The sequence below is a fragment of the Blastococcus tunisiensis genome (genome assembly GCF_900112815.1).
GTDB classification, from domain to species: domain Bacteria; phylum Actinomycetota; class Actinomycetes; order Mycobacteriales; family Geodermatophilaceae; genus Blastococcus_B; species Blastococcus_B tunisiensis.
Map to the genome: position 1 here is coordinate 76,585 of NZ_FOND01000009.1, position 17,355 is coordinate 93,939.

A 17,355-nucleotide genomic window follows, 5' to 3' on the forward strand; every position below is an offset into this window, starting at 1 on the left:
GCAACCCCCGAATGCGACGAACTCGTGGTCATCGAAGGCTGATGGCCACGAGTTCGTCGCATTCGCTGGTCGGTCAGCGGGGCTGGGCCGGGTTGGTCGGGTCGCCCTGGGACGGCGGGTTGACCGGCGGCCCGGTCGTCGCCTCCGACACCGGCGAGCCGCCCGCCGCCGGCGGCGGTGCGTCGGCACCCGTCGCCGCCGGGTCCCCGCCGGACGGCTGTGCGCCGTTCGCCAGCCCGGAAAGCCGGTGCTCCATCGCGCTCACCACCTGCATCCGGTTGGCGTGGGAGCGCTCGTAGGCCAGCAGCGTCTTCAGGTCGTCGGAACCCAGGGTCCGGATCCGGGTGGTCAGCGATCCCACGGGCAGGTGGTCGTAGTCCTTCAGCGGCAGATCGCGCTCGGGCACGTCTCGTCCTCTCGACGGTCTCGGGATCGGTCCCGACGCGCCTACCCCTGCCGGCTGCCCGCGACACCGGGTGTGAGGCCCCGGCCGGTGGGTAGGCGGCGACGGCAAGGGTGTCCAGCGCAGGGCACCGACCGATCGACCGAGGAGTTGTCCCATCGCCATGGACGTGTCCTTCCTGGAGCCCGTCTTCGCCGCCTCCGGCCCGTTCGCCACCGTCTGCGCCGACGTCACGCACACCACCGAGAACGCCGACGCCGAACTGGAGCTGCGCGTGCGCGCGCTCGCCGAGCGGCTGACCGCACAGGGAGCGCCGGACACGGTGGTCGACGCCGTCCGCGGCCGCCTGCTCGAGGGCAACGACGGCGGGCAGGCCGGCACCCTGCGCGGGCGCGCCGTGGTGGTCGCCGCCGACGGGTCGGTCGTGCTCGACGAGGCGCTCGCGGACTCTCCCCGGCAGGAGCTGTGCGAGTGGTCGCCCCAGCCGGCGCTGCTGCCGGTGCTCGGCCAGCTCGCCGGCCGGGTCCCGCACCTGGTCGTCATCGCCGACCGGGTGGGCGCCGACATCTCCGTGGTCGGCCCGGCCGGCCGCGAGGAGGAGGAGAAGCAGGTGGAGGGCGACACCTTCCACATGCGCAAGGTGAAGGTCGGTGGCTGGGCGCACAACGTCTACATGCACACCGCCGAGAACCAGTGGACCGAGAACGCCGACCAGGTGGCCGAGGAGATCTCCTCGCTGGCCCGGCGGCTCCCGCTCGGCTTCGTCCTCGTCGCCGGCGACGTCCGCGCCCGCCAGATCCTCACCGACCGGGCCTCCGACTCGTGGTCGGACCTGGTCGTCTCCATGGACGAGGGCGGCCGGGCAGCCGGCGCCGACCGCGAGCCGGTGCAGCGCCGCGCGGCCGAGCTGGTCGCCGAGCACGAGGCCCGGGCGATCGCCGAGGCCCTCGAGCAGATCCAGGCCGCCGGGGCGCACGGGTTGTCGGCCACCGGCACCGAGCAGGTCGTCGAGGCGCTGCGCAAGGGGCAGGTCGAGACGCTGGTGCTCGCCGACGACCACGGGGACGACACCCTGCTGGTCGGCGGCTCGCCGGCCGAGCTGGGCGTGAACCAGCACGACATGGACGCGCTCGGCATCCACGGCGAGGTCGTGCCCGCCGACCGCGCCCTGCTCGCGGCCGCCGTCGCCGGCGCGGCAGGCGTCGTCGTCGTACCCCGGTCGGCCATGCCGGACGGCATCCCCGTGGCCGCCGTCCTGCGCTACACCGACGCCTCGACGGCGTCCGCGTCCTGATCCCCCGGTTGCACCAAGCCCCTCAGTTGCACGAAGGAGAGCGTTTCCCGTGAGCGACCCGCACCAGCCCGCCACACCGCCCGGCACCGACGAGCGGGACATCGAGCGCCGCGCAGCGCTGTCCGAGGTCCTCGGCAAGGAGGTGTGGCCGGCCGACCGCGACACCCTGCTGGCCAAGGCGCAGGAGGGCAATGCGACCGACAGCATCATCGGCCAGCTGCGCCGCCTCCCGGAGGGGCAGCGGTTCGACAACGTGCAGGACGTCGCCCGGGCCCTGGGTCTCGGCACCGAGCAGCAGCGGTTCTGACATGCCGTCGATGAAGGAGCCCACGCCCGAGGCCGTCGCCAACGTGACCGAGGGGAACGTGGAGACGCGGGCCCAGCTGCTGCCGGAGGAGGTGGCCGTGGAGGGCCACCCGGACCCGGCACAGGGCGACCTCGACCCCAAGGTGCAGGCGGCGGTCATCCTGGCCGAGTCCGAGGAACGGACCGTCCACGCCGACCCGGACGACGCGCAGGGTGGGCACCGCCAGTCGGCGGAGACCGCCGACCAGCCCTGACGTGCGGCACGAGCACCAGGTCCAGCTGCGCTGGTCGGATCCGGACATGCTGGGGCACGTCAACCACGCCCGTGCCCTGAGCCTCCTCGAGGACGCCCGGCTGGCCATGGTCGACCGGCAGCCCGGCGGGTCGATGATCCTGGCGCGGCTGGAGGTCGACTACCTGCGGCAGCTCTACTACCGGGTCGCCGAGCCGCTCTGCGTGTCCAGCTGGGTGACCCGCTTGGGCACGAAGTCGCTGACGCTGCGGCAGGAACTGGTGCAGGACGGCGAGGTGGCCATCCGGGCGGACGTCGTCCTGGTGATGTTCGACTTCGCCGGCGACGTCAGCCGGGCGCTCACCGACGAGGAACGGCGGCACTGGTCGGGTTACGTGGAGAGCTGAGGGGTGGGGTTCTTCGACGGGTTCGAGGAGTCGCGGGTCGACGTCGGCGACGGCGTCGTCCTGCGGGTGCGCACGGGTGGGGCCGGCCCGCCGGTCGTCCTGCTGCACGGCCATCCCCGCACCCACACGACCTGGCACCGGGTGGCGCCGCTGCTCGTCGCGGCGGGGCACACCGTGGTGTGCCCGGACCTGCGCGGCTACGGCCGGTCCTCGAAGCCGCCGACGGCCGAGGACCACGCGCCCTACTCCAAGCGCGCCATGGCCGGCGACGTCGTCGCGCTCATGCGGGCCCTCGGCCATCCGCGGTTCGCGCTCGTCGGGCACGACCGCGGCAGCTACGTGGCCATGCGGACGGCGCTGGACCATCCCGACACCGTCACCCACCTGGCCGTGGTCGACTGCATCCCCGTCGTCGAGCACCTCGAGCGGGCGGACGTCCGGTTCGCCACGGCGTGGTGGCACTGGTTCTTCTTCGCCCAGCCGGACAAGCCCGAGCGGGCGATCTCCGCCGATCCCGAGGGCTGGTACGGCTCCCTCGCCCCGGGCCGGGCCGAGGCGATGGGGGAGGAGAACCACGCCGACCACCTGGCCGCGATCCGCGACCCGGCGACCGTGCACGCCATGCTCGAGGACTACCGCGCCGGACTGGGCGTCGACCGTGCCGCCGACGAGGCCGACCGGGCAGCCGGGCGCCGGATCGGCTGCCCGACGCTGGTCCTGTGGTCGGCGCGCGACGACCTGGCGGAGTTGTACGGCGATCCCCGGGCGATCTGGGCCGGCTGGGCCACCGACCTGCGCGGCGGCGGGCCGATCGACAGCGGCCACCACATGGCCGAGGAGGCACCGGACGAGCTGGCCGCGGCCCTGCTGCCGTTCCTGATCGGGTGACCCCGATGTGATCATCTCCGCCGCCCGGGGTAGGGCCGTCGGGACGACGACGAAGGGAGACGTCATGCCGAAGACGACGAAGAGCGGCAAGGCCAAGAAGGACGAACTGCCCAGCACGCTGCAGCGCTCACCGAAGAAGGCCCAGCGCACGTTCGCGAAGGCCCACGACTCGGCCGCCGGCGAGTACGGCGACGAGCGGCGCGCCAACCAGGTCGCGTGGGCCGCGGTCAAGCACAGCTTCGAGAAGGTCGGCGACCACTGGGAGAAGAAGGCCGGCGGCAAGAAGGGCCCCTCCGACGACCAGGCCAAGGGTGGTCGGGACACGAACAGGAAGACCAAGGGCGGGGTCGACGCCAACGCGTCGAAGTCCCACCTCTACGACCTGGCCAAGAAGCTGGACATCTCCGGCCGCTCGACGATGAAGAAGAAGCAGCTGGTGAATGCGATCCAGAAGGCCAGCGACAAGAAGACGGCCGACTCCCGCACGAAGAAGAACGGGAAGAAGTAGCCCGCAGCGGGGCCGTCCCGGCCCCGCTCAGCCCGGCGGGATCAGGATGAGCTCGGTCTGCCGGCCGTCGAGGTACTCGACGCCGTCCCGGGTGAGCGCGATGCCCTCCTCCAGCGCCATCCGCACGCACTGCCCGGCCCACTCCGGCACCGGGAGCCGCACGGCGAGCTCGAGGGCGTACGCCGTGTCCGGGTGCACCGGGTAGTCGCCGGCGCCGGGGACGCCACCCTGCTCGTCCCACCTGCCGATGGCCGGCCCCGCCCCGTGCCCGTGGGAGCCGATCGGGTGGGAGTAGACGTCCCCGTCGATGCCCTCGGCGGCCGCGGTGGCACGGGCGCGGGCGAGCACCTCGTTCCCGGTCCGGCCGAGGGCCAGCGCCTCGACGGTCAGGTCCTGCATCCGGTTGCCCACGTGCAGCGCCGCCCGCAGTCCCGCGGGTGCGGCGGTCTCGCCGTCCCGCAGCACGTACCCGTTGCGCTGGGTGTCGGTGCGCAGCCCCAGGCTGGAGGACCCGACGTCGCAGTGCACGAGGTCGCCGGGCTGGATGACGGCGTCGTAGGCCACGGCGGGCAGCAGCGTCCCGCGCTCCCGGGCGAGCGGGACGCCGGCACGCTGCACCGCGACGCTCGGGTGGAACCACGGCTCGACCCCGAGGTCGTGCAGGCGCTGGCGGATCCACCAGGCCAGGTCCGTCGCCCGCGTCGTCCCCGGCACGAGGGCGGCGGGGGAGTAGGCCTCGGCGATGACCTCGTGGACGAGGGCGTTGGCGGCGTGCAGTGCCCGGATCTCCTCGGGCAGGCGCGTCTCCAGCCAGCCCACGACCAGGTCCTCGGCGGGCACCAGCCGGTCGGCGTAGGGACCGAGCGCCGTCACCAGCAGCCGGTGCTCGGTGTGCGAGAGCCCGTCGGCGAGGGCGAAGCTCTCGGAGACGTCGATGCCGATGCGGCGCGGATCGGCCTGCTCCACGATCCGGCGCACCTCGGCCCACTGCGACTCCTCGGCGGGCGGCCCGCCGGCATCCTCGGGGGACCAGGCCGGCAGGAACTGGCCCACCGGGTAGCGGGACACCGCCGCCGCGGTGACGCCGTCGTCGCTGCGGTGCAGGGCCAGGATCGTGCGCCGGCGCGCCGACAGCCACGTCGCGGGGAGCAACGTGGCCAGCACCGGGTCCTCGTTGTACTCGCGGCCGATGACCAGCCAGAGGTCGATGTCCGCGCGGTCCATGAGCCCGGGCAGCACGTCCAGCAGGCGCTGGGTCAGCCACCGGTCGCGGACGTCGGCCTGCTCCCGCAACGACAGCGGTGCCGAGCGGGCGGGGTCGGGCGCCACCAGCGTCATGCCTGACAGCGAAACAGAGAACGGACGTCCCTGCTCCCCGTGCCCGCGGGCGGGGGAGAGCTCAGCCGGCGTCGCCGCGGCTCGGGACGAGCCCGCCGGCGAGGGGGGTCCTGGCGCGGGGCACCCAGAGGGAGACGACCCGGTCGCGGCCCTGCTGCTTGGCCTCGTACATCGCCGCGTCCGCCCGGTCGACCAGCCGCCACAGCTCGTCGGTGGGGTCCTGCCCGTCCACTGGTCGGGCCAGGGCGACGCCGACGGACGCGGTGATGGCGTGCCCGTCGGGAGTGACGCTGCCGGCCACCGCTGCGCGGAGCCGCTCGGCGAGGTGGAGGGCCTCGTCGGGGTCGGCCACCTGCCCGAGCACGAGCAGTTCCTCCCCGCCGGTCCGCGCCAGGACGTCGCTGGGCCGGACGGCGGCGGCCAGGGCCGCCGCCACCTCCCGCAGGACGGCGTCGCCGGCGGCGTGCCCGTACGCGTCGTTGAGCCGCTTGAAGTGGTCGAGGTCGAGCACCATCGCGGCCAGCCGGCTGCCGTCGCGGCGGGCCTGGCGCCACATCCGCGGGCTGTGCTCGACCAGGTAGCGGCGGTTGAACAGCCCGGTGAGCGGGTCGAGCCGGGTGAGCGTCTCGGTCGCCACCAGCAGCCGCTGCACGCGCCGGCGCAGCACGAAGACCCCCAGAGCGCCGGTGTTCAGCATGCCGGCGCTGACCCCGACCTGGACGGCGAGGCCGACGGCGTTCTCGTAGCTGGGCCACAGGCCCACAAGGCAGGCGACGGTCGTCGCGACCATGTTGACGCCGAGCTCCCACGGGCCGAGGAACCAGGCGGCGACGAAGGCGGGGAACAGCAGCATCAGCGGGGTGGCGTACCGCAGGGGGTCGTCGACGCACAGGACGACGACCACGTAGATGAGATCCCCGAGCAGCACCAGCGCGAACATGTGCCACCGGTCGGCCCGCTGCCGGACGAGCAGGGGAACCGCCATGAGGAGGAGGGCGACCATCGTGGCGCCGTAGACCCAGCGGCCGGTGCCTTCGGTGAGCACCCCGTCGACGAGGAGGTTGATCCCGCCCATCAGCGCACCCAGGACCAGCATGCCGGCGAGGGTCAACGCGCCCACCCGGTGTTCGGTGCTGGGGTCGCCCTCAGCGGTGCCGAGCGGCGGGATGCCGCGGTCCAGATCGGGCTGCCAGCGGCCGGTCATGACCGAAGGATGCCGTACCGGTGCCGTTCTGTAACCGGTCGGCCCCGCGTTCTTTTCGCGAGCCGCCCGGCGGACGTCGCCGGGGAGGGTGACGCGCACCCGCCTGGCTGCCAGGCTGGGCGCATGTCCCACGTCGATCCGGCGCTCGTCGACGTCCGGACGCTCGCCGCCCACCCCCTGGTGTCCAACGGCGAGAGCAGCCGGCTGCGCATGGTGGCCCCGGGCTCGGTGACGGCCGGGCGCTACGGGCTCGTCGAGTACCACCTGGCCCCGCACAGCCCCGGGGCCGCCCCGCACGTGCACCGGACGTTCTCGGAGTCGTTCTACGTGCTCTCGGGGGAACTGACGGTCCACCACGCGGGATCCTGGGACCCGCTCGCGCCGGGGGACTTCGCACTGGTGCACGAGGGCGGGGCGCACGGCTTCCGCAACGACGGCGACGAGTGGGCCACCTTCCTCATCCTGTTCGCCCCCGGTATCGCCCGGGAGCGGTTCTTCCTGGAGCTGGCCGAGCTGCGGCGCAGCGGCCGGACGCTCACCCCCGAGCAGATGACCGCCTTCTACGCCCGCCACGACCAGGAGATGGTCGACGGCTGAGCGGCCTCACCCGGCCGGTGGAAGGGTGGACCCGGCGGAGACGGCCGCCACCGACGCCGACCGAGGAGGCACGCATGGCCGAGGGACCCTGGTTCTTCTGTCTCAAGCACCACACCGTGGAGTCCCGCGACGGCTGCGCGGAGCGTCACCGGCTGGGTCCCTACGACACCCGCGAGGAGGCCGAGCACGCGCTGCAGTCGGTCGCCGAGCGCAACGAGCAGCTCGACGCGGAGGACCGGCGGTGGGAAGGCGCCTGACCGCGTTCACCGGCTGACCCCGCCCGGGTGCGGGGGACGTCGTCCGCGCGGGGGATGATCGCCGGGTGGCCCGGGGCGGGCCGGGGCCGATGGAGGGGACTTTCGTGTCTGACGGGCGCACTGTGGAGGAACTGGTCATCGGGGTGCTGGGTGGCACCGGGCCGCAGGGGCGCGGGCTGGCCGTCCGGCTGGCCGCCGCCGGACAGCGGATCCTGCTGGGCAGCCGGGACGCCGAGCGCGCGTCCGAGGTGGCCGCCGAGGTCGCGGAGCGGGCCACCACCGCCGCCGGCGGGGGAGAGGTCTCCGTGCAGGGCGGGTCGAACGTCGACGTCGCCGGCGCCGCCGACCTGGTGATCGTGGCCGTGCCCTACGCCGGTCACGCCGCCACGCTCGCCGAGCTGGCCACCCCGCTGGCCGGGAAGATCGTCGTCGACTGCGTCGTCCCCATGGGCTTCGACGAGCTCGGCGCCTACGTCCTCGACGTCGAGGAGGGCAGCGTCGCCCAGCAGGCCGCCGCACTGCTGCCCGACAGCCACGTCGTCGGGGCGTTCCACCACCTGTCGGCCGTCCTGCTCGAGGACCTGTCCCGGCCGACGCTGGACGGCGACGTCATGGTCGTCGGCGACGACCGCACCTCGATGGACACCGTCCAGGCGCTGGCCAGCCGGCTGCCGGGCATGCGGGGGATCTACGCCGGCCGGCTGCGCAACGCCCGCCAGGTGGAGGCCCTCACGGTCAACCTCGTGTCGGTGAACCGCCGGTACAAGGTCCACGCCGGCGTGCGGATCACCGACGTATAGGCACGTCGACGACCGGGGGACGGCGTACGGGGGCCCGCCTCCGCGGCGGGTCGTCTGCCTCGTCCCGTCGCTGACCGAGGCCATCGCCGCCACCGACGGCACGCTCCTCGCCGGTGCCACCGACTGGTGCACCCATCCCGCGGGTCTGGACGTGCCCCGGGTCGGCGGCACCAAGTGGCCCGACGTGCCCGCAGTGGTCGCGCTGCGACCGGACCTCGTCGTCGCCAACGCGGAGGAGAACCGCGAGGAGGACGTCACCGCGCTGCGGAGCGCGGGCATCCCGGTCTGGATGACGGCCCCGGCCACGGTCGGGCAGGCGCTGGACTCGCTCGGCCGGTTGTGCGCCGTCCTCGACCGGCCCGACCCGGCCTGGCTGGTGCGCGCGCGGGAGGTGTGGGCCGATCCGCCCCGCCTGCCGGAGGTGCGTGCCGTGGTCCCGGTCTGGCGCCGTCCCTGGATGGTGCTGGGGCGCGACACCTTCGCCGGTGACCTGCTGGCCCGCCTCGGTGTGCGCAACGTGCTCGCCGACGCGCCGGACCGCTACCCGACGCTCGCGCCGGCGGACCTGGCATCCGTCGCCGCCGAGCTGGTGGTGTTCCCCGACGAGCCGTACGCCTTCACCCCGGACGACGGTCCGGAGGCGTGGCCGCAGGCGCGTCCGGTGTTCGTCAGCGGCCGCCACCTCACCTGGTACGGGCCCTCCCTGGTCGAGGCGCCGGAGATCCTGCTGGCCCAGCTCCGGGCCTGACCGCGACGCCGCGGTGGGACACTCGGGAGCGTGCTGCTGCTCGCGGACGCGGTGGCCGTCCTGCACGCGGGCGCCGTCCTGTTCATGCTGACCGGCTCGCTGCTGGCGCTGCGCCGGCCGGGCCTGCTGTGGCTGCACGTCCCCGTCGCGCTGGTGGTCCTCGGCCTGTACCTGACCGGGTCGGACTGCCCGCTGACCACCTGGGAGCTGGCGCTGCGGGAGCGGGCCGGCGCGCCCGGCTACGACGGCGGCTTCATCGGGCACTACATCACCGATCCGCTGGGCTTCCCGATCGGGGCGACGTCGACGCAGGTGGGCGTCCTCGTCATCGCCGTCCTGCCGAACCTGGCCGGCTACGGGCTGCTCGTCCTGCGGTCGCGGCGCCCCCGCGAGCATCCGCTCCGGTCACCGGCGACTTCCCGCTAGCTGTCCGCGGGAACGAGGTCGCGACCCATCTGGTGCAGCAGCCAGACGACGTCCTCGTTGCGCCACCACTCGGCGACCTTGCCGTCGGACAGCCGGTACGTGTCCGTCCCGCCCCAGGCCACCCGCCGCCCCGTCGGCTCGATCCCGGCGAACGGGCCGGAGTGGGTGCCGCTCGCCGTCCAGCGGAGGCTGACCAGGTCGCCCTCGGCGACGAACTGCTCGGGCGTGACGCGGAGGTCCGGGAAGGTCGTCCGGAAGCCGGCGAAGGCCCGACGCAGTGCATCCACGCCCTCGGTGTCCGGCGCTGTGCCCGGACTCCCCGGGTGGACCCGCACGTCCGCGGCCACGAACTGCTCGAGCAGCTCGGCACGGTGGGTGTTCACGCAGTCCTCGACGAGCCGGCGGACGACGCCCTTGCTCTCCTCGATGCCCATGGACCACGGTCCCGTCCGTGCGACGGTCCCACCAGGGGCCGGCGGCCCTACTCGAAGGAGTGCTCGGGGCCGGGGAAGACGCCGCTGTGCACCTCGTCGGCGAACTCCCGGGTGGCCCGCAGGAGCTCCCCGCGCAGGTCGGCGTACTTCTTCACGAACGTCGGCACCCGGCCGCCGCCCAGCCCGGCCATGTCCGGCCAGACCAGCACCTGGGCGTCGCAGCCCACGCCGGCGCCGATGCCGATCGTCGGGATCGACAGCTCCTCGGTCACCTGGCCGGCGATCGCGGCCGGCACCATCTCCAGCACCACCGCGAACGCCCCGGCCTCCTGGACGGCGCGGGCGTCGGCGAGCAGCTGCTCCGCACCGGCGCCACGGCCCTGCACCCGGAAGCCGCCGAGCGCGTGCTCGCTCTGCGGCGTGAAGCCGATGTGCGCCATCACCGGGATGCCGGCGTCCACCAGCAGCCTGATCTGGGGGGCGACCCGCGCGCCGCCCTCGAGCTTGACCGCCTGCGCGCCGCCCTCCTTCAGGAACCGGACGGCGCTGTCGAACGCCTGCTGCGGGCCCGACTCGTAGCTGCCGAAGGGCAGGTCGGCGACGATGAGTGCCCGCTTCGTCGAGCGGGTCACCGCCTTGGTCATGACCAGCAGGTCGTCGACCGTGACCGGGACGGTGCTGCTGTAGCCGAGGACGACGTTGCCCGACGAGTCGCCCACCAGCAGCACCGGGATGCCGGCCTCCTCGAAGATGCCCGCGCTGAAGGTGTCGTAGGCGGTGAGCATCGCCCACTTCTCGCCCCGCTGCTTGGCCTGCTGCAGGTGGTGGATGCGCACGCGCGCGGAGGACTGCCCGCCGTAGACGACCGACTCGCTCACTGGATGTGCGCTCCTTCGCGGACGGTGGGCAGGGTCTCCCGCCACCGGCTGGTGATGGGCAGGCGCCGGTCCCGGCCGAACGCCTTGAGGCTGATCTTGGTACCAGGTGCCGACTGGCGGCGCTTGAACTCCGCGGCGTCCACCAGGCGGAGGACGCGGGCGACGACGTCCGGGTCGTGCCCGCGCTCGAGCAGCTCGGCCATCCCGAGGTCGCGGTCGACGTAGTCGGCGACGACGGCGTCGAGCTCCTCGTAGGAGGGGAGCGAGTCGCTGTCCTGCTGGCCCGGGGCGAGCTCGGCCGACGGCGGCTTGTCGATGGAGCGCTGGGGGATGGGCTCCACCTCCCCGCGCGAGCGCGCGTGCTCGTTGCGCCAGCGGGCGAGATCCCACACCAGGGTCTTCAGCACGTCCTTGATCGGCGCGAAACCGCCGGCGGAGTCGCCGTAGAGGGTGGAGTACCCGACGGCGACCTCGCTCTTGTTGCCGGTGGTGAGCAGCAGGTGCCCGTGCTGGTTGGACAGCGCCATCAGCAGCGTGCCGCGCACCCGTGCCTGGAGGTTCTCCGCCGCGAGGCCGGTCAGCTCGGTCGCCCCGTGGAAGGCGTCGACCATCGGGGCGATCGGCACCACCGACCAGTGCAGGCCGATCCGCGTCGCGAGGTCCTCGGCGTCGGCGAGGGAGTGGTCGCTGGACCACTTCGACGGCAGCCCCACCCCGTGCACCCGGTCGGCACCGAGCGCGTCGGCGGCCAGCGCCGCGACCACCGCGGAGTCGATGCCGCCCGAGAGGCCCAGCACCACCGAGGGGAAGCCGTTCTTGTCGATGAAGTCGCGCAGGCCGAGGACCAGCGCCCGCCACACCTCCTCGCAGTCGGCCAGCGGCTCCGCGACCGTGCCGGGGCGCGGGGGGAAGGCAGGCACCGGCTGGTCGGAGACCGTGTGCCGGGTGACCGTCATCGGGCCGAGCCGGCCGTCGCGGCGATCGCTCACCGCAGCGGGGTCGACGGCGAGGTCCACGGTGAGCAGGTGCTCGACGAACTGCGGCGCCCGGGCCAGCAGCGTCCCGTCCGCGGCGACCACCATGGAGTCGCCGTCGAAGACCAGTTCGTCCTGCCCGCCGACCTGGTTGCAGTAGACGATCGGGGCCCCCGCCTCGGCCGCCCGCCGGCGCACCATCGGCAGCCGCAGATCGTCCTTGGCGCGCTCGTAGGGCGAGGCGTTCGGGGAGACGACGAGATCGACGCCGGCGCGGCCCGCGACCCCGCACGGACCGCCCTCGACCCACAGGTCCTCGCAGATGGTCAGCGCGACGTCCACGCCGTGCAGCCGGACGACCGGCAGCTCGGTGCCCGGGACGAAGTGCCGCGCCTCGTCGAAGACGCCGTAGTTCGGCAGGTGCCGCTTGTAGTAGTGGGCCACCACCCGCCCGCCGTGCAGCAGGGCGGCGGCGTTGCGGGGCGTGCCGGTGCGGGGGTTGGCGTCGCCCGGCAGCTCGGCGTCGTCCTCCCGCTCCCCGCCCTGCGCCGCGGCCGCCGGGCCCGGGGCGCCGTCCGCGCTGTGCGCCAGGTAGCCGACGACGACGGCGACCTCCGCCAGGCCCTGCTCGGCCAGCGTGCCGGCGAGCTCGGCGACCGCGCGCTCGCTGGCCTGGCCGAACGACTCGCGGAGCACCAGGTCCTCGGCCGGGTACCCGGTCAGCGTCATCTCCGGGAAGACCACGAGGTGCACGCCGTCCGCGGCGGCCCTCGCCGTCCAGGTGGTCACCAGGTCGGCGTTGCCCGCCAGATCCCCGACCCGGGTGTCGATCTGGGCCAGGGCCACGCGCAGCTGCAGCTGATCGCTCACGGCGACCAGTCTGGTCGTCCGGTGGAGCACTCGCCCAGGCGGGGCGGGGATGCCCGTTCCCGGCCGACCGGCGGCGAGCGGGCTGCCGGCCGCGCGTCGACCCCGGGGCCCTCGCGCGCTAGCGACTGCGCGGCGTGTTCCGGTGAGGGGCGAGGGCTCCGCGCGGCACGATCGCGATGGGCCCTGCGGCGCCGGCCAGCAGGGTCCGGCTGATCGAGGGGAGAGCTGCCCCGAGGGCCCTCCCGCGCATCCGAGACCCCACGACGACCAGTGCGGCACCGGGGGAGCCCAGGATCAGCGCCGACGCCGGGTCGCATGGCACCACCTCGGTCTGCACGGGGACGTCCGGGTAGAGCGCTCGCCAGGGGGCGACCACGGCCTCCGTGAGCGCGCGGGCGCACGCCTCGCTCGTCGGGGCGGGCGCGCACATCCCTTCCAGGTCCGCAGGGTGGTCCGCGGTCCACGCGTGGACCGCGGTGACGCCGACGTGGCGCCGGCGGGCGGCCCGGAATGCGAAGGCGACGGCGGCCTCGGACCTGTCGGTGCCGTCGACGCCGACGACGACCGGAGGCGGTCGACCGTCGTGGTGGTCGGCCGGTGCGCCGTCGTGGATCACCGCCACCGGGCAGTGCGCCGAGGCGGTGAGTCGCGACGGGACCGAGCCCTGCACCAGGCGGCGGATCCCGGTCCACGACGGGCCGGGCGCGCCCAGCACCAGCAACCGGGCGTGCGTGCTCTCCCGGCGCAGCACGTGGCTCGCGGGCCCCGGGAGCAGGCAGGCGGACACCTCGAGAGCGGGGGACGTGCGACGGGCCCGCGCCGCGGCGGCGTCGAGGATCTCGGCGGCCGCCTGGTGCAGGTGGGCCGCCGGATCGCCCGGGACGACGCCGAAGAGGTCCGGCGTGACCGGGTACCGGACGACGTGGACGAGGCGCAGCATGCTGCCCATGGCCGCGGCCTCGGCGGCGGCCCACTCGACGGCGGCCGGGGCGCCGTCGTTCCCCACCCCCACGAGCACGGGGCAGGACAGGGTCTGCAGTCCGGACATCGACGGGTGGATCGAGCGGGCGAAGGCGGCGTCGGAGAGCAGGTCCGCCTCGAGCTGGGAGGCGGTGCGGCGTTCGGCATCACTGAGCACGAGCACCCTCCCCAGCGCGGCACCGTCGAATGCATGCGTATCGTAACCCGATATTTCGACGTCATCAGGGTCCTCCGTCCGTGGTCTGATGGCGTTGTGGCACTCGACGACCCCTCGGCCGGCGTGCCGCTCGGCAAGCAGGACTTCGAGGCGCTGGCCCGCTTCCGGTTCGGCATCCGCCGCTACCTGCGCTTCAGCGAGGAGACCGTCCGTCGGCACGGGCTGACCCCGCAGCAGTACCAGCTGCTGCTGGCCCTCAAGGGTTTCCCGGAGAGGGACTGGGCGACGGTGGGGGAGCTGGCCGACCGTCTGCAACTGCGGCACCACAGCGTCGTCGAGCTGGTCGACCGGGCGCAGGGTCAGGGCCTCGTGCAGCGAGCGCCCGACCCCGCCGACGCCCGGGTCGTGCGCGTCCTCCTGACCACCCAGGGCGAGCAGATGCTCGGACGGCTCAGCGCGCTGCACCGCGACGAGCTGCGCCGGCTGGACACGGCACTGGTCCCGCCGACCTGGCGTGCGCCGGACTGATCAGCGAGGGAACCCGTGCGGGGCTGTTTCGGCAACTCTTGTTGGTTCTAGACTCGAGGCATGGAGGAGGACCGTCGCTCGGCGGGCGTCGCGGCGGTGGCCGCGCTCGCCGAACCGACCCGGCGGCGGCTCTACGACCACGTGGTCCGCCAGGCGTCTCCCGTCGGCCGGGACGCCGTGGCGGAGGCGCTGGACGTGCCGCGGGCGACGGCCGCGTTCCATCTCGACCGGCTGGTCAGCGAGGGTCTGCTGGACGTCTCCTTCGAACGGCGCTCGGGCCGCACCGGCCCCGGGGCCGGCCGACCCGCCAAGCTGTACCGGCGGTCGGAGTGCTCGGTGACGGTGTCCCTGCCCGGGCGCAGCTACGACCTGGCCGGTGACCTCCTGGCGGCCGCGCTCGTCGAGGCGGAGCGTTCGGGCGAACGTCCCGCCGCGGTCCTGCACCGCGAGGCGTTCACGCGTGGTCGGGAGCTCTCGGCGGGCGCCTCGGGCGGTGGCCGGGACGCCGTGCTCCGGATGCTCGAGCTCCACGGGTTCGAGCCCCGCGACGAACGTGGCGCGGTCGCGCTGGCCAACTGCCCTTTCCACGCTCTGGCGCAGCAGCACACCGAACTCGTCTGCGGGATGAACCTGCGGCTCCTCGAGGGGGTCCTGGACGGCGCCGGCGACATCGGGCTGACCGCCGAGCTGCGGCCCGAGCCGGGCCGGTGCTGCGTGCGTCTGGAGCCGGCCGTCCGGGCGTGACGCCGCGGTGTTGACAGCAGGGTGACGCAGGTCTCTACTTCTAACCATCATTGGTTTTAGAAGGAGCCCATCATGACGATCCACCTGAACCGTTCCCGGCCACCGTCCGGACGTGCACCCACCGCCGCGGACCCGGCTCACCAGGCGTTCGTCCTGCTGCGGACGGTCTTCACCGTGGCGCCGATCGCCTTCGGCCTGGACAAGTTCACCGGCCTGCTCGCCGACTGGCCGCTGTTCCTGGCGCCCTGGCTCGACGAGCTGGTCCCCGGCACCGCGCAGCAGGCGATGTACGCGGTCGGCGTCGTCGAGGTCCTGGCGGGCGTCGCCGTCGCCGTCGTCCCCCGGTTCGGTGGCTGGCTGGTGGCTGCCTGGCTCGGCGGGATCATCCTGAACCTGCTGACGATCCCGGGCTTCCACGACGTCGCGCTGCGGGACTTCGGCCTGCTGGTCGCGGCCGTCGCCCTCGCCCGCCTGGCGGTCCGCTACTCGCCCGGCGCTCGCACCGATACCGCCCCGCGCGCATGACCGCGGCGCAGTCGCTCACGGCGCCGACCACCGGCCGGTTCCGCGTCCTCCGGGACCGCACCGCCGTGGACGTGCCGGCCGCGGAACGAGCGGTGGCCGACCTGCTGCGGGCGCTGGGCCGAGATCCGGAGGGTCCGCACCTGACCGGAACCCCGCGCCGCGTGGCGGCGGCCTTCACCGAACTGCTCAGCGCTCCGCACTTCGACCTGACGACCTTCCCGAACGACGAGGGCTACGACGAGCTGGTCCTCGCCACGGCGATCCCCGTCCAGTCGCTCTGCGAGCACCATCTCCTGCCCTTCTCCGGAGTGGCCCACATCGGCTACCTCCCCGGTGACCGCATCCTCGGGCTGTCCAAGCTCGTCCGGGTCCTGGACCTCTTCGCCCGCGACCTCCAGGTGCAGGAGCGGCTCACCCGGCAGGTCGCGGACTGGCTGCAGGAGAACCTCGCCCCCCGAGGTGTGGGGGTCGTGATCGAGGCGGAGCACCTCTGCATGTCCCTGCGCGGAGTTCGGGCCCGTGGCGCCCGGACGACGACGTCGGCACTGCACGGGCTGCTCCGGGACGACGGTCGCTCGCGGCAGGAGTTCTTCGCACTGACCGGGATCGGAGGGTGACCGCGATGTCCGGATCCGAACCGTTCGTGATCGTCGGCGGTGGGCTGGCCGGCGCGAAGGCCGCCGAGACCCTGCGCGCCGAGGGCTTCGACGGGCATGTGGTGCTCGTCGCCGCCGAGGCGGAGAACCCCTACGAGCGGCCACCGTTGTCGAAGGGCTACCTGCTCGGTGCCGAGGACAGGGACGAGGCGCGGGTGCACGACAGCGGCTGGTACGAGGCGCACGACGTCGACCTGAGGACCGGCGTCCGGGCCACGCGGCTCGACGCCGCCGGGCACCGTCTGGAGCTCGAGGCGGGGCAGGGGCTGAGCTACGCGAAGCTGCTGCTGGCCACCGGGTCCTCCGCGCGCCGGCTCCCCGTGCCCGGCGCAGACCTCGAGGGGGTCGGCTACCTGCGCACGCTCGCCGACGCCGACCGGCTCCTCGCCGACCTCTCCGGCGGCGGCCGGCAGGTCGTGGTCGTCGGCGCCGGCTGGATAGGCCTCGAGGTGGCCGCCGCCGCGCGCCATCACGGGAACGCGGTCACCGTCGTCGAGCCGCAGCCCACCCCGCTGCACGCGGTGCTGGGGCCGGAGATGGGCGCCGTGTTCGCCCGGCTGCACCGCGACCGGGGCGTCGACCTGTTCACCGACACGACGGTGCGCGAGTTCCGGGGGACCGGCGGCCGCGTCACCAACGTGGTCACCGACCGCCATGCCGGGCTGCCCGCCGACGTGGTCGTCGTCGGCATCGGCGCCGTCCCGAACGTCGAGCTCGCCGCCGCTGCGGGACTGGAGGTGGACAACGGCGTCGTCACCGACCACGCCCTGCGGACGTCCGCACCGGACGTCTTCTCGGCGGGTGACGTCGCCTCGGCCTTCCACCGCCGCTACGGCCGGTACGTCCGGGTGGAGCACTGGGCGAACGCGCTCCACCAGGGGCCGGCCGCTGCCCGGTCGATGCTCGGCCAGGCCGTGGACTACGACCGCGTGCCGTACTTCTTCACCGATCAGTACGACCTGGGCATGGAGTACTCGGGCGTGGGCGGTCCGGGCGACGAGGTGGTCTGCCGCGGGAACGTCGAGGGGCGGGAGTTCATCGCGTTCTGGCTGCAGGACGGCCGGATCACCGCGGGGATGAACGTGAACGTCTGGGACGTCACCGAGCCGATCCAGCAGCTCATCCGGGCGCGCCGGCACGTACCGGTCGCCGCCCTCACGGATCCGGACACGCCCCTGGACCGGCTCGCGGCCTGACAGC

Annotated in this window: 22 protein-coding genes and 1 pseudogene; 16 read left to right on the top strand and 7 right to left on the bottom strand. The window is 74.0% G+C overall.

Annotated elements, in window-relative coordinates:
• Positions 1-73 precede the first annotated feature (73 nt).
• A complete protein-coding gene (locus BM142_RS12750) occupies positions 74-406 on the bottom strand; it encodes a DUF8129 domain-containing protein (RefSeq protein WP_092199075.1) in 333 nt (110 codons plus the stop codon).
• 160 nt (positions 407-566) lie between these two features.
• Between BM142_RS12750 and BM142_RS12755 the strand changes: the two genes are divergently transcribed.
• The 6 genes from BM142_RS12755 to BM142_RS12780 all read left to right on the top strand — a co-directional run bounded on the left by BM142_RS12755 (position 567) and on the right by BM142_RS12780 (position 4,038).
• A complete protein-coding gene (locus BM142_RS12755; protein WP_092199078.1) occupies positions 567-1,697 on the top strand; it encodes a baeRF2 domain-containing protein in 1,131 nt (376 codons plus the stop codon).
• Positions 1,698-1,746: 49 nt separating this feature from the next.
• The gene (locus tag BM142_RS12760) at positions 1,747-2,004 is read left to right on the top strand and encodes a DUF2795 domain-containing protein (protein WP_092199081.1); all 258 of its coding nucleotides are present in this window, start codon (positions 1,747-1,749) and stop codon (positions 2,002-2,004) included.
• Between the two features lies 1 nt (position 2,005).
• Positions 2,006-2,257, top strand: coding sequence for a hypothetical protein (locus BM142_RS12765; protein ID WP_092199084.1), 252 nt, complete (start codon positions 2,006-2,008; stop codon positions 2,255-2,257).
• Between the two features lies 1 nt (position 2,258).
• Positions 2,259-2,642: an acyl-CoA thioesterase gene (locus BM142_RS12770; protein ID WP_092199087.1), complete on the top strand. Its 384-nt coding sequence runs from the start codon at positions 2,259-2,261 to the stop codon at positions 2,640-2,642.
• A gap of 3 nt (positions 2,643-2,645) precedes the next feature.
• Positions 2,646-3,530: an alpha/beta fold hydrolase gene (locus tag BM142_RS12775; protein WP_092199089.1), complete on the top strand. Its 885-nt coding sequence runs from the start codon at positions 2,646-2,648 to the stop codon at positions 3,528-3,530.
• Between the two features lie 64 nt (positions 3,531-3,594).
• The gene (locus BM142_RS12780) at positions 3,595-4,038 is read left to right on the top strand and encodes a ChaB family protein (RefSeq protein ID WP_092199092.1); all 444 of its coding nucleotides are present in this window, start codon (positions 3,595-3,597) and stop codon (positions 4,036-4,038) included.
• 27 nt (positions 4,039-4,065) lie between these two features.
• Here the strand turns inward: BM142_RS12780 and BM142_RS12785 are convergent, their stop codons facing one another.
• Together BM142_RS12785 and BM142_RS12790 are read right to left on the bottom strand one after the other, a co-directional pair.
• On the bottom strand, positions 4,066-5,376 hold the full coding sequence (locus BM142_RS12785; protein WP_092199095.1) for a M24 family metallopeptidase: 1,311 nt from the start codon (positions 5,374-5,376) through the stop codon (positions 4,066-4,068).
• Between the two features lie 61 nt (positions 5,377-5,437).
• A complete protein-coding gene (locus BM142_RS12790; RefSeq protein WP_092199100.1) occupies positions 5,438-6,580 on the bottom strand; it encodes a GGDEF domain-containing protein in 1,143 nt (380 codons plus the stop codon).
• Positions 6,581-6,703: 123 nt separating this feature from the next.
• Between BM142_RS12790 and BM142_RS12795 the strand changes: the two genes are divergently transcribed.
• From BM142_RS12795 to BM142_RS12815, 5 genes and pseudogenes are all read left to right on the top strand, one after another.
• Positions 6,704-7,177 carry a cupin domain-containing protein gene (locus tag BM142_RS12795; protein WP_092199103.1) on the top strand — a complete coding sequence of 158 codons (474 nt, stop codon included), beginning with the start codon at positions 6,704-6,706 and terminating at the stop codon, positions 7,175-7,177.
• Between the two features lie 74 nt (positions 7,178-7,251).
• Positions 7,252-7,434 carry a hypothetical protein gene (locus BM142_RS12800; RefSeq protein ID WP_092199106.1) on the top strand — a complete coding sequence of 61 codons (183 nt, stop codon included), beginning with the start codon at positions 7,252-7,254 and terminating at the stop codon, positions 7,432-7,434.
• A gap of 104 nt (positions 7,435-7,538) precedes the next feature.
• Complete coding sequence (gene npdG / locus BM142_RS12805) at positions 7,539-8,234, top strand: NADPH-dependent F420 reductase (RefSeq protein ID WP_092199109.1); 696 nt, start codon at positions 7,539-7,541, stop codon at positions 8,232-8,234.
• Between the two features lie 58 nt (positions 8,235-8,292).
• Positions 8,293-8,982: pseudogene (locus BM142_RS12810) on the top strand (helical backbone metal receptor); the annotation flags it as partial.
• Between the two features lie 30 nt (positions 8,983-9,012).
• Positions 9,013-9,408: a DUF2784 domain-containing protein gene (locus tag BM142_RS12815; protein WP_092199115.1), complete on the top strand. Its 396-nt coding sequence runs from the start codon at positions 9,013-9,015 to the stop codon at positions 9,406-9,408.
• Here the strand turns inward: BM142_RS12815 and BM142_RS12820 are convergent.
• The 4 genes from BM142_RS12820 to BM142_RS12835 all read right to left on the bottom strand — a co-directional run bounded on the left by BM142_RS12820 (position 9,405) and on the right by BM142_RS12835 (position 13,702).
• Entirely contained in the window at positions 9,405-9,842 is a 438-nt protein-coding gene (locus BM142_RS12820; RefSeq protein WP_092199118.1) for an ester cyclase, read from the bottom strand. The two genes, BM142_RS12815 and BM142_RS12820, sit on opposite strands and share 4 nt — an antisense overlap.
• Positions 9,843-9,889: 47 nt before the next feature.
• Positions 9,890-10,720 (bottom strand): 3-methyl-2-oxobutanoate hydroxymethyltransferase, encoded by an 831-nt coding sequence (gene panB / locus BM142_RS12825; RefSeq protein WP_092199122.1) that lies wholly within the window; start codon positions 10,718-10,720, stop codon positions 9,890-9,892.
• On the bottom strand, positions 10,717-12,564 hold the full coding sequence (locus BM142_RS12830; RefSeq protein WP_092199470.1) for an NAD+ synthase: 1,848 nt from the start codon (positions 12,562-12,564) through the stop codon (positions 10,717-10,719). The genes panB and BM142_RS12830 overlap by 4 nt, the downstream gene beginning before the upstream one ends.
• A gap of 118 nt (positions 12,565-12,682) precedes the next feature.
• Positions 12,683-13,702, bottom strand: coding sequence for a universal stress protein (locus BM142_RS12835; RefSeq protein ID WP_139228881.1), 1,020 nt, complete (start codon positions 13,700-13,702; stop codon positions 12,683-12,685).
• A gap of 96 nt (positions 13,703-13,798) precedes the next feature.
• Here BM142_RS12835 and BM142_RS12840 point away from each other — a divergent pair, with 96 nt between their 5' ends.
• The 5 genes from BM142_RS12840 (at position 13,799) to BM142_RS12860 (ending at position 17,351) form a co-directional block, all read left to right on the top strand.
• Complete coding sequence (locus tag BM142_RS12840) at positions 13,799-14,230, top strand: MarR family winged helix-turn-helix transcriptional regulator (protein ID WP_254790866.1); 432 nt, start codon at positions 13,799-13,801, stop codon at positions 14,228-14,230.
• Positions 14,231-14,290: 60 nt separating this feature from the next.
• Positions 14,291-14,974: a helix-turn-helix transcriptional regulator gene (locus BM142_RS12845; RefSeq protein WP_092199131.1), complete on the top strand. Its 684-nt coding sequence runs from the start codon at positions 14,291-14,293 to the stop codon at positions 14,972-14,974.
• 72 nt (positions 14,975-15,046) lie between these two features.
• The gene (locus BM142_RS12850; protein WP_092199134.1) at positions 15,047-15,499 is read left to right on the top strand and encodes a hypothetical protein; all 453 of its coding nucleotides are present in this window, start codon (positions 15,047-15,049) and stop codon (positions 15,497-15,499) included.
• Entirely contained in the window at positions 15,496-16,116 is a 621-nt protein-coding gene (gene folE, locus BM142_RS12855; protein ID WP_092199136.1) for a GTP cyclohydrolase I, read from the top strand. Before BM142_RS12850 ends, folE begins: the two co-directional genes overlap by 4 nt.
• A gap of 5 nt (positions 16,117-16,121) precedes the next feature.
• Complete coding sequence (locus BM142_RS12860) at positions 16,122-17,351, top strand: NAD(P)/FAD-dependent oxidoreductase (protein ID WP_092199473.1); 1,230 nt, start codon at positions 16,122-16,124, stop codon at positions 17,349-17,351.
• Positions 17,352-17,355 lie beyond the last annotated feature (4 nt).

Excerpts from the sequence above, each read along its gene's own strand:
- BM142_RS12820 (WP_092199118.1), bottom strand. The coding sequence starts at position 9,842 with ATGGGCATCGAGGAGAGCAAGGGCGTCGTCCGCCGGCTCGTCGAGGAC.
- BM142_RS12795 (WP_092199103.1), top strand. The coding sequence starts at position 6,704 with ATGTCCCACGTCGATCCGGCGCTCGTCGACGTCCGGACGCTCGCCGCC.
- BM142_RS12800 (WP_092199106.1), top strand. The coding sequence starts at position 7,252 with ATGGCCGAGGGACCCTGGTTCTTCTGTCTCAAGCACCACACCGTGGAG.
- BM142_RS12765 (WP_092199084.1), top strand. The coding sequence starts at position 2,006 with ATGCCGTCGATGAAGGAGCCCACGCCCGAGGCCGTCGCCAACGTGACC.
- BM142_RS12845 (WP_092199131.1), top strand. The coding sequence starts at position 14,291 with ATGGAGGAGGACCGTCGCTCGGCGGGCGTCGCGGCGGTGGCCGCGCTC.
- BM142_RS12790 (WP_092199100.1), bottom strand. The coding sequence starts at position 6,580 with ATGACCGGCCGCTGGCAGCCCGATCTGGACCGCGGCATCCCGCCGCTC.
- BM142_RS12780 (WP_092199092.1), top strand. The coding sequence starts at position 3,595 with ATGCCGAAGACGACGAAGAGCGGCAAGGCCAAGAAGGACGAACTGCCC.
- BM142_RS12850 (WP_092199134.1), top strand. The coding sequence starts at position 15,047 with ATGACGATCCACCTGAACCGTTCCCGGCCACCGTCCGGACGTGCACCC.
- BM142_RS12860 (WP_092199473.1), top strand. The coding sequence starts at position 16,122 with ATGTCCGGATCCGAACCGTTCGTGATCGTCGGCGGTGGGCTGGCCGGC.
- BM142_RS12755 (WP_092199078.1), top strand. The coding sequence starts at position 567 with ATGGACGTGTCCTTCCTGGAGCCCGTCTTCGCCGCCTCCGGCCCGTTC.
- folE (WP_092199136.1), top strand. The coding sequence starts at position 15,496 with ATGACCGCGGCGCAGTCGCTCACGGCGCCGACCACCGGCCGGTTCCGC.
- BM142_RS12785 (WP_092199095.1), bottom strand. The coding sequence starts at position 5,376 with ATGACGCTGGTGGCGCCCGACCCCGCCCGCTCGGCACCGCTGTCGTTG.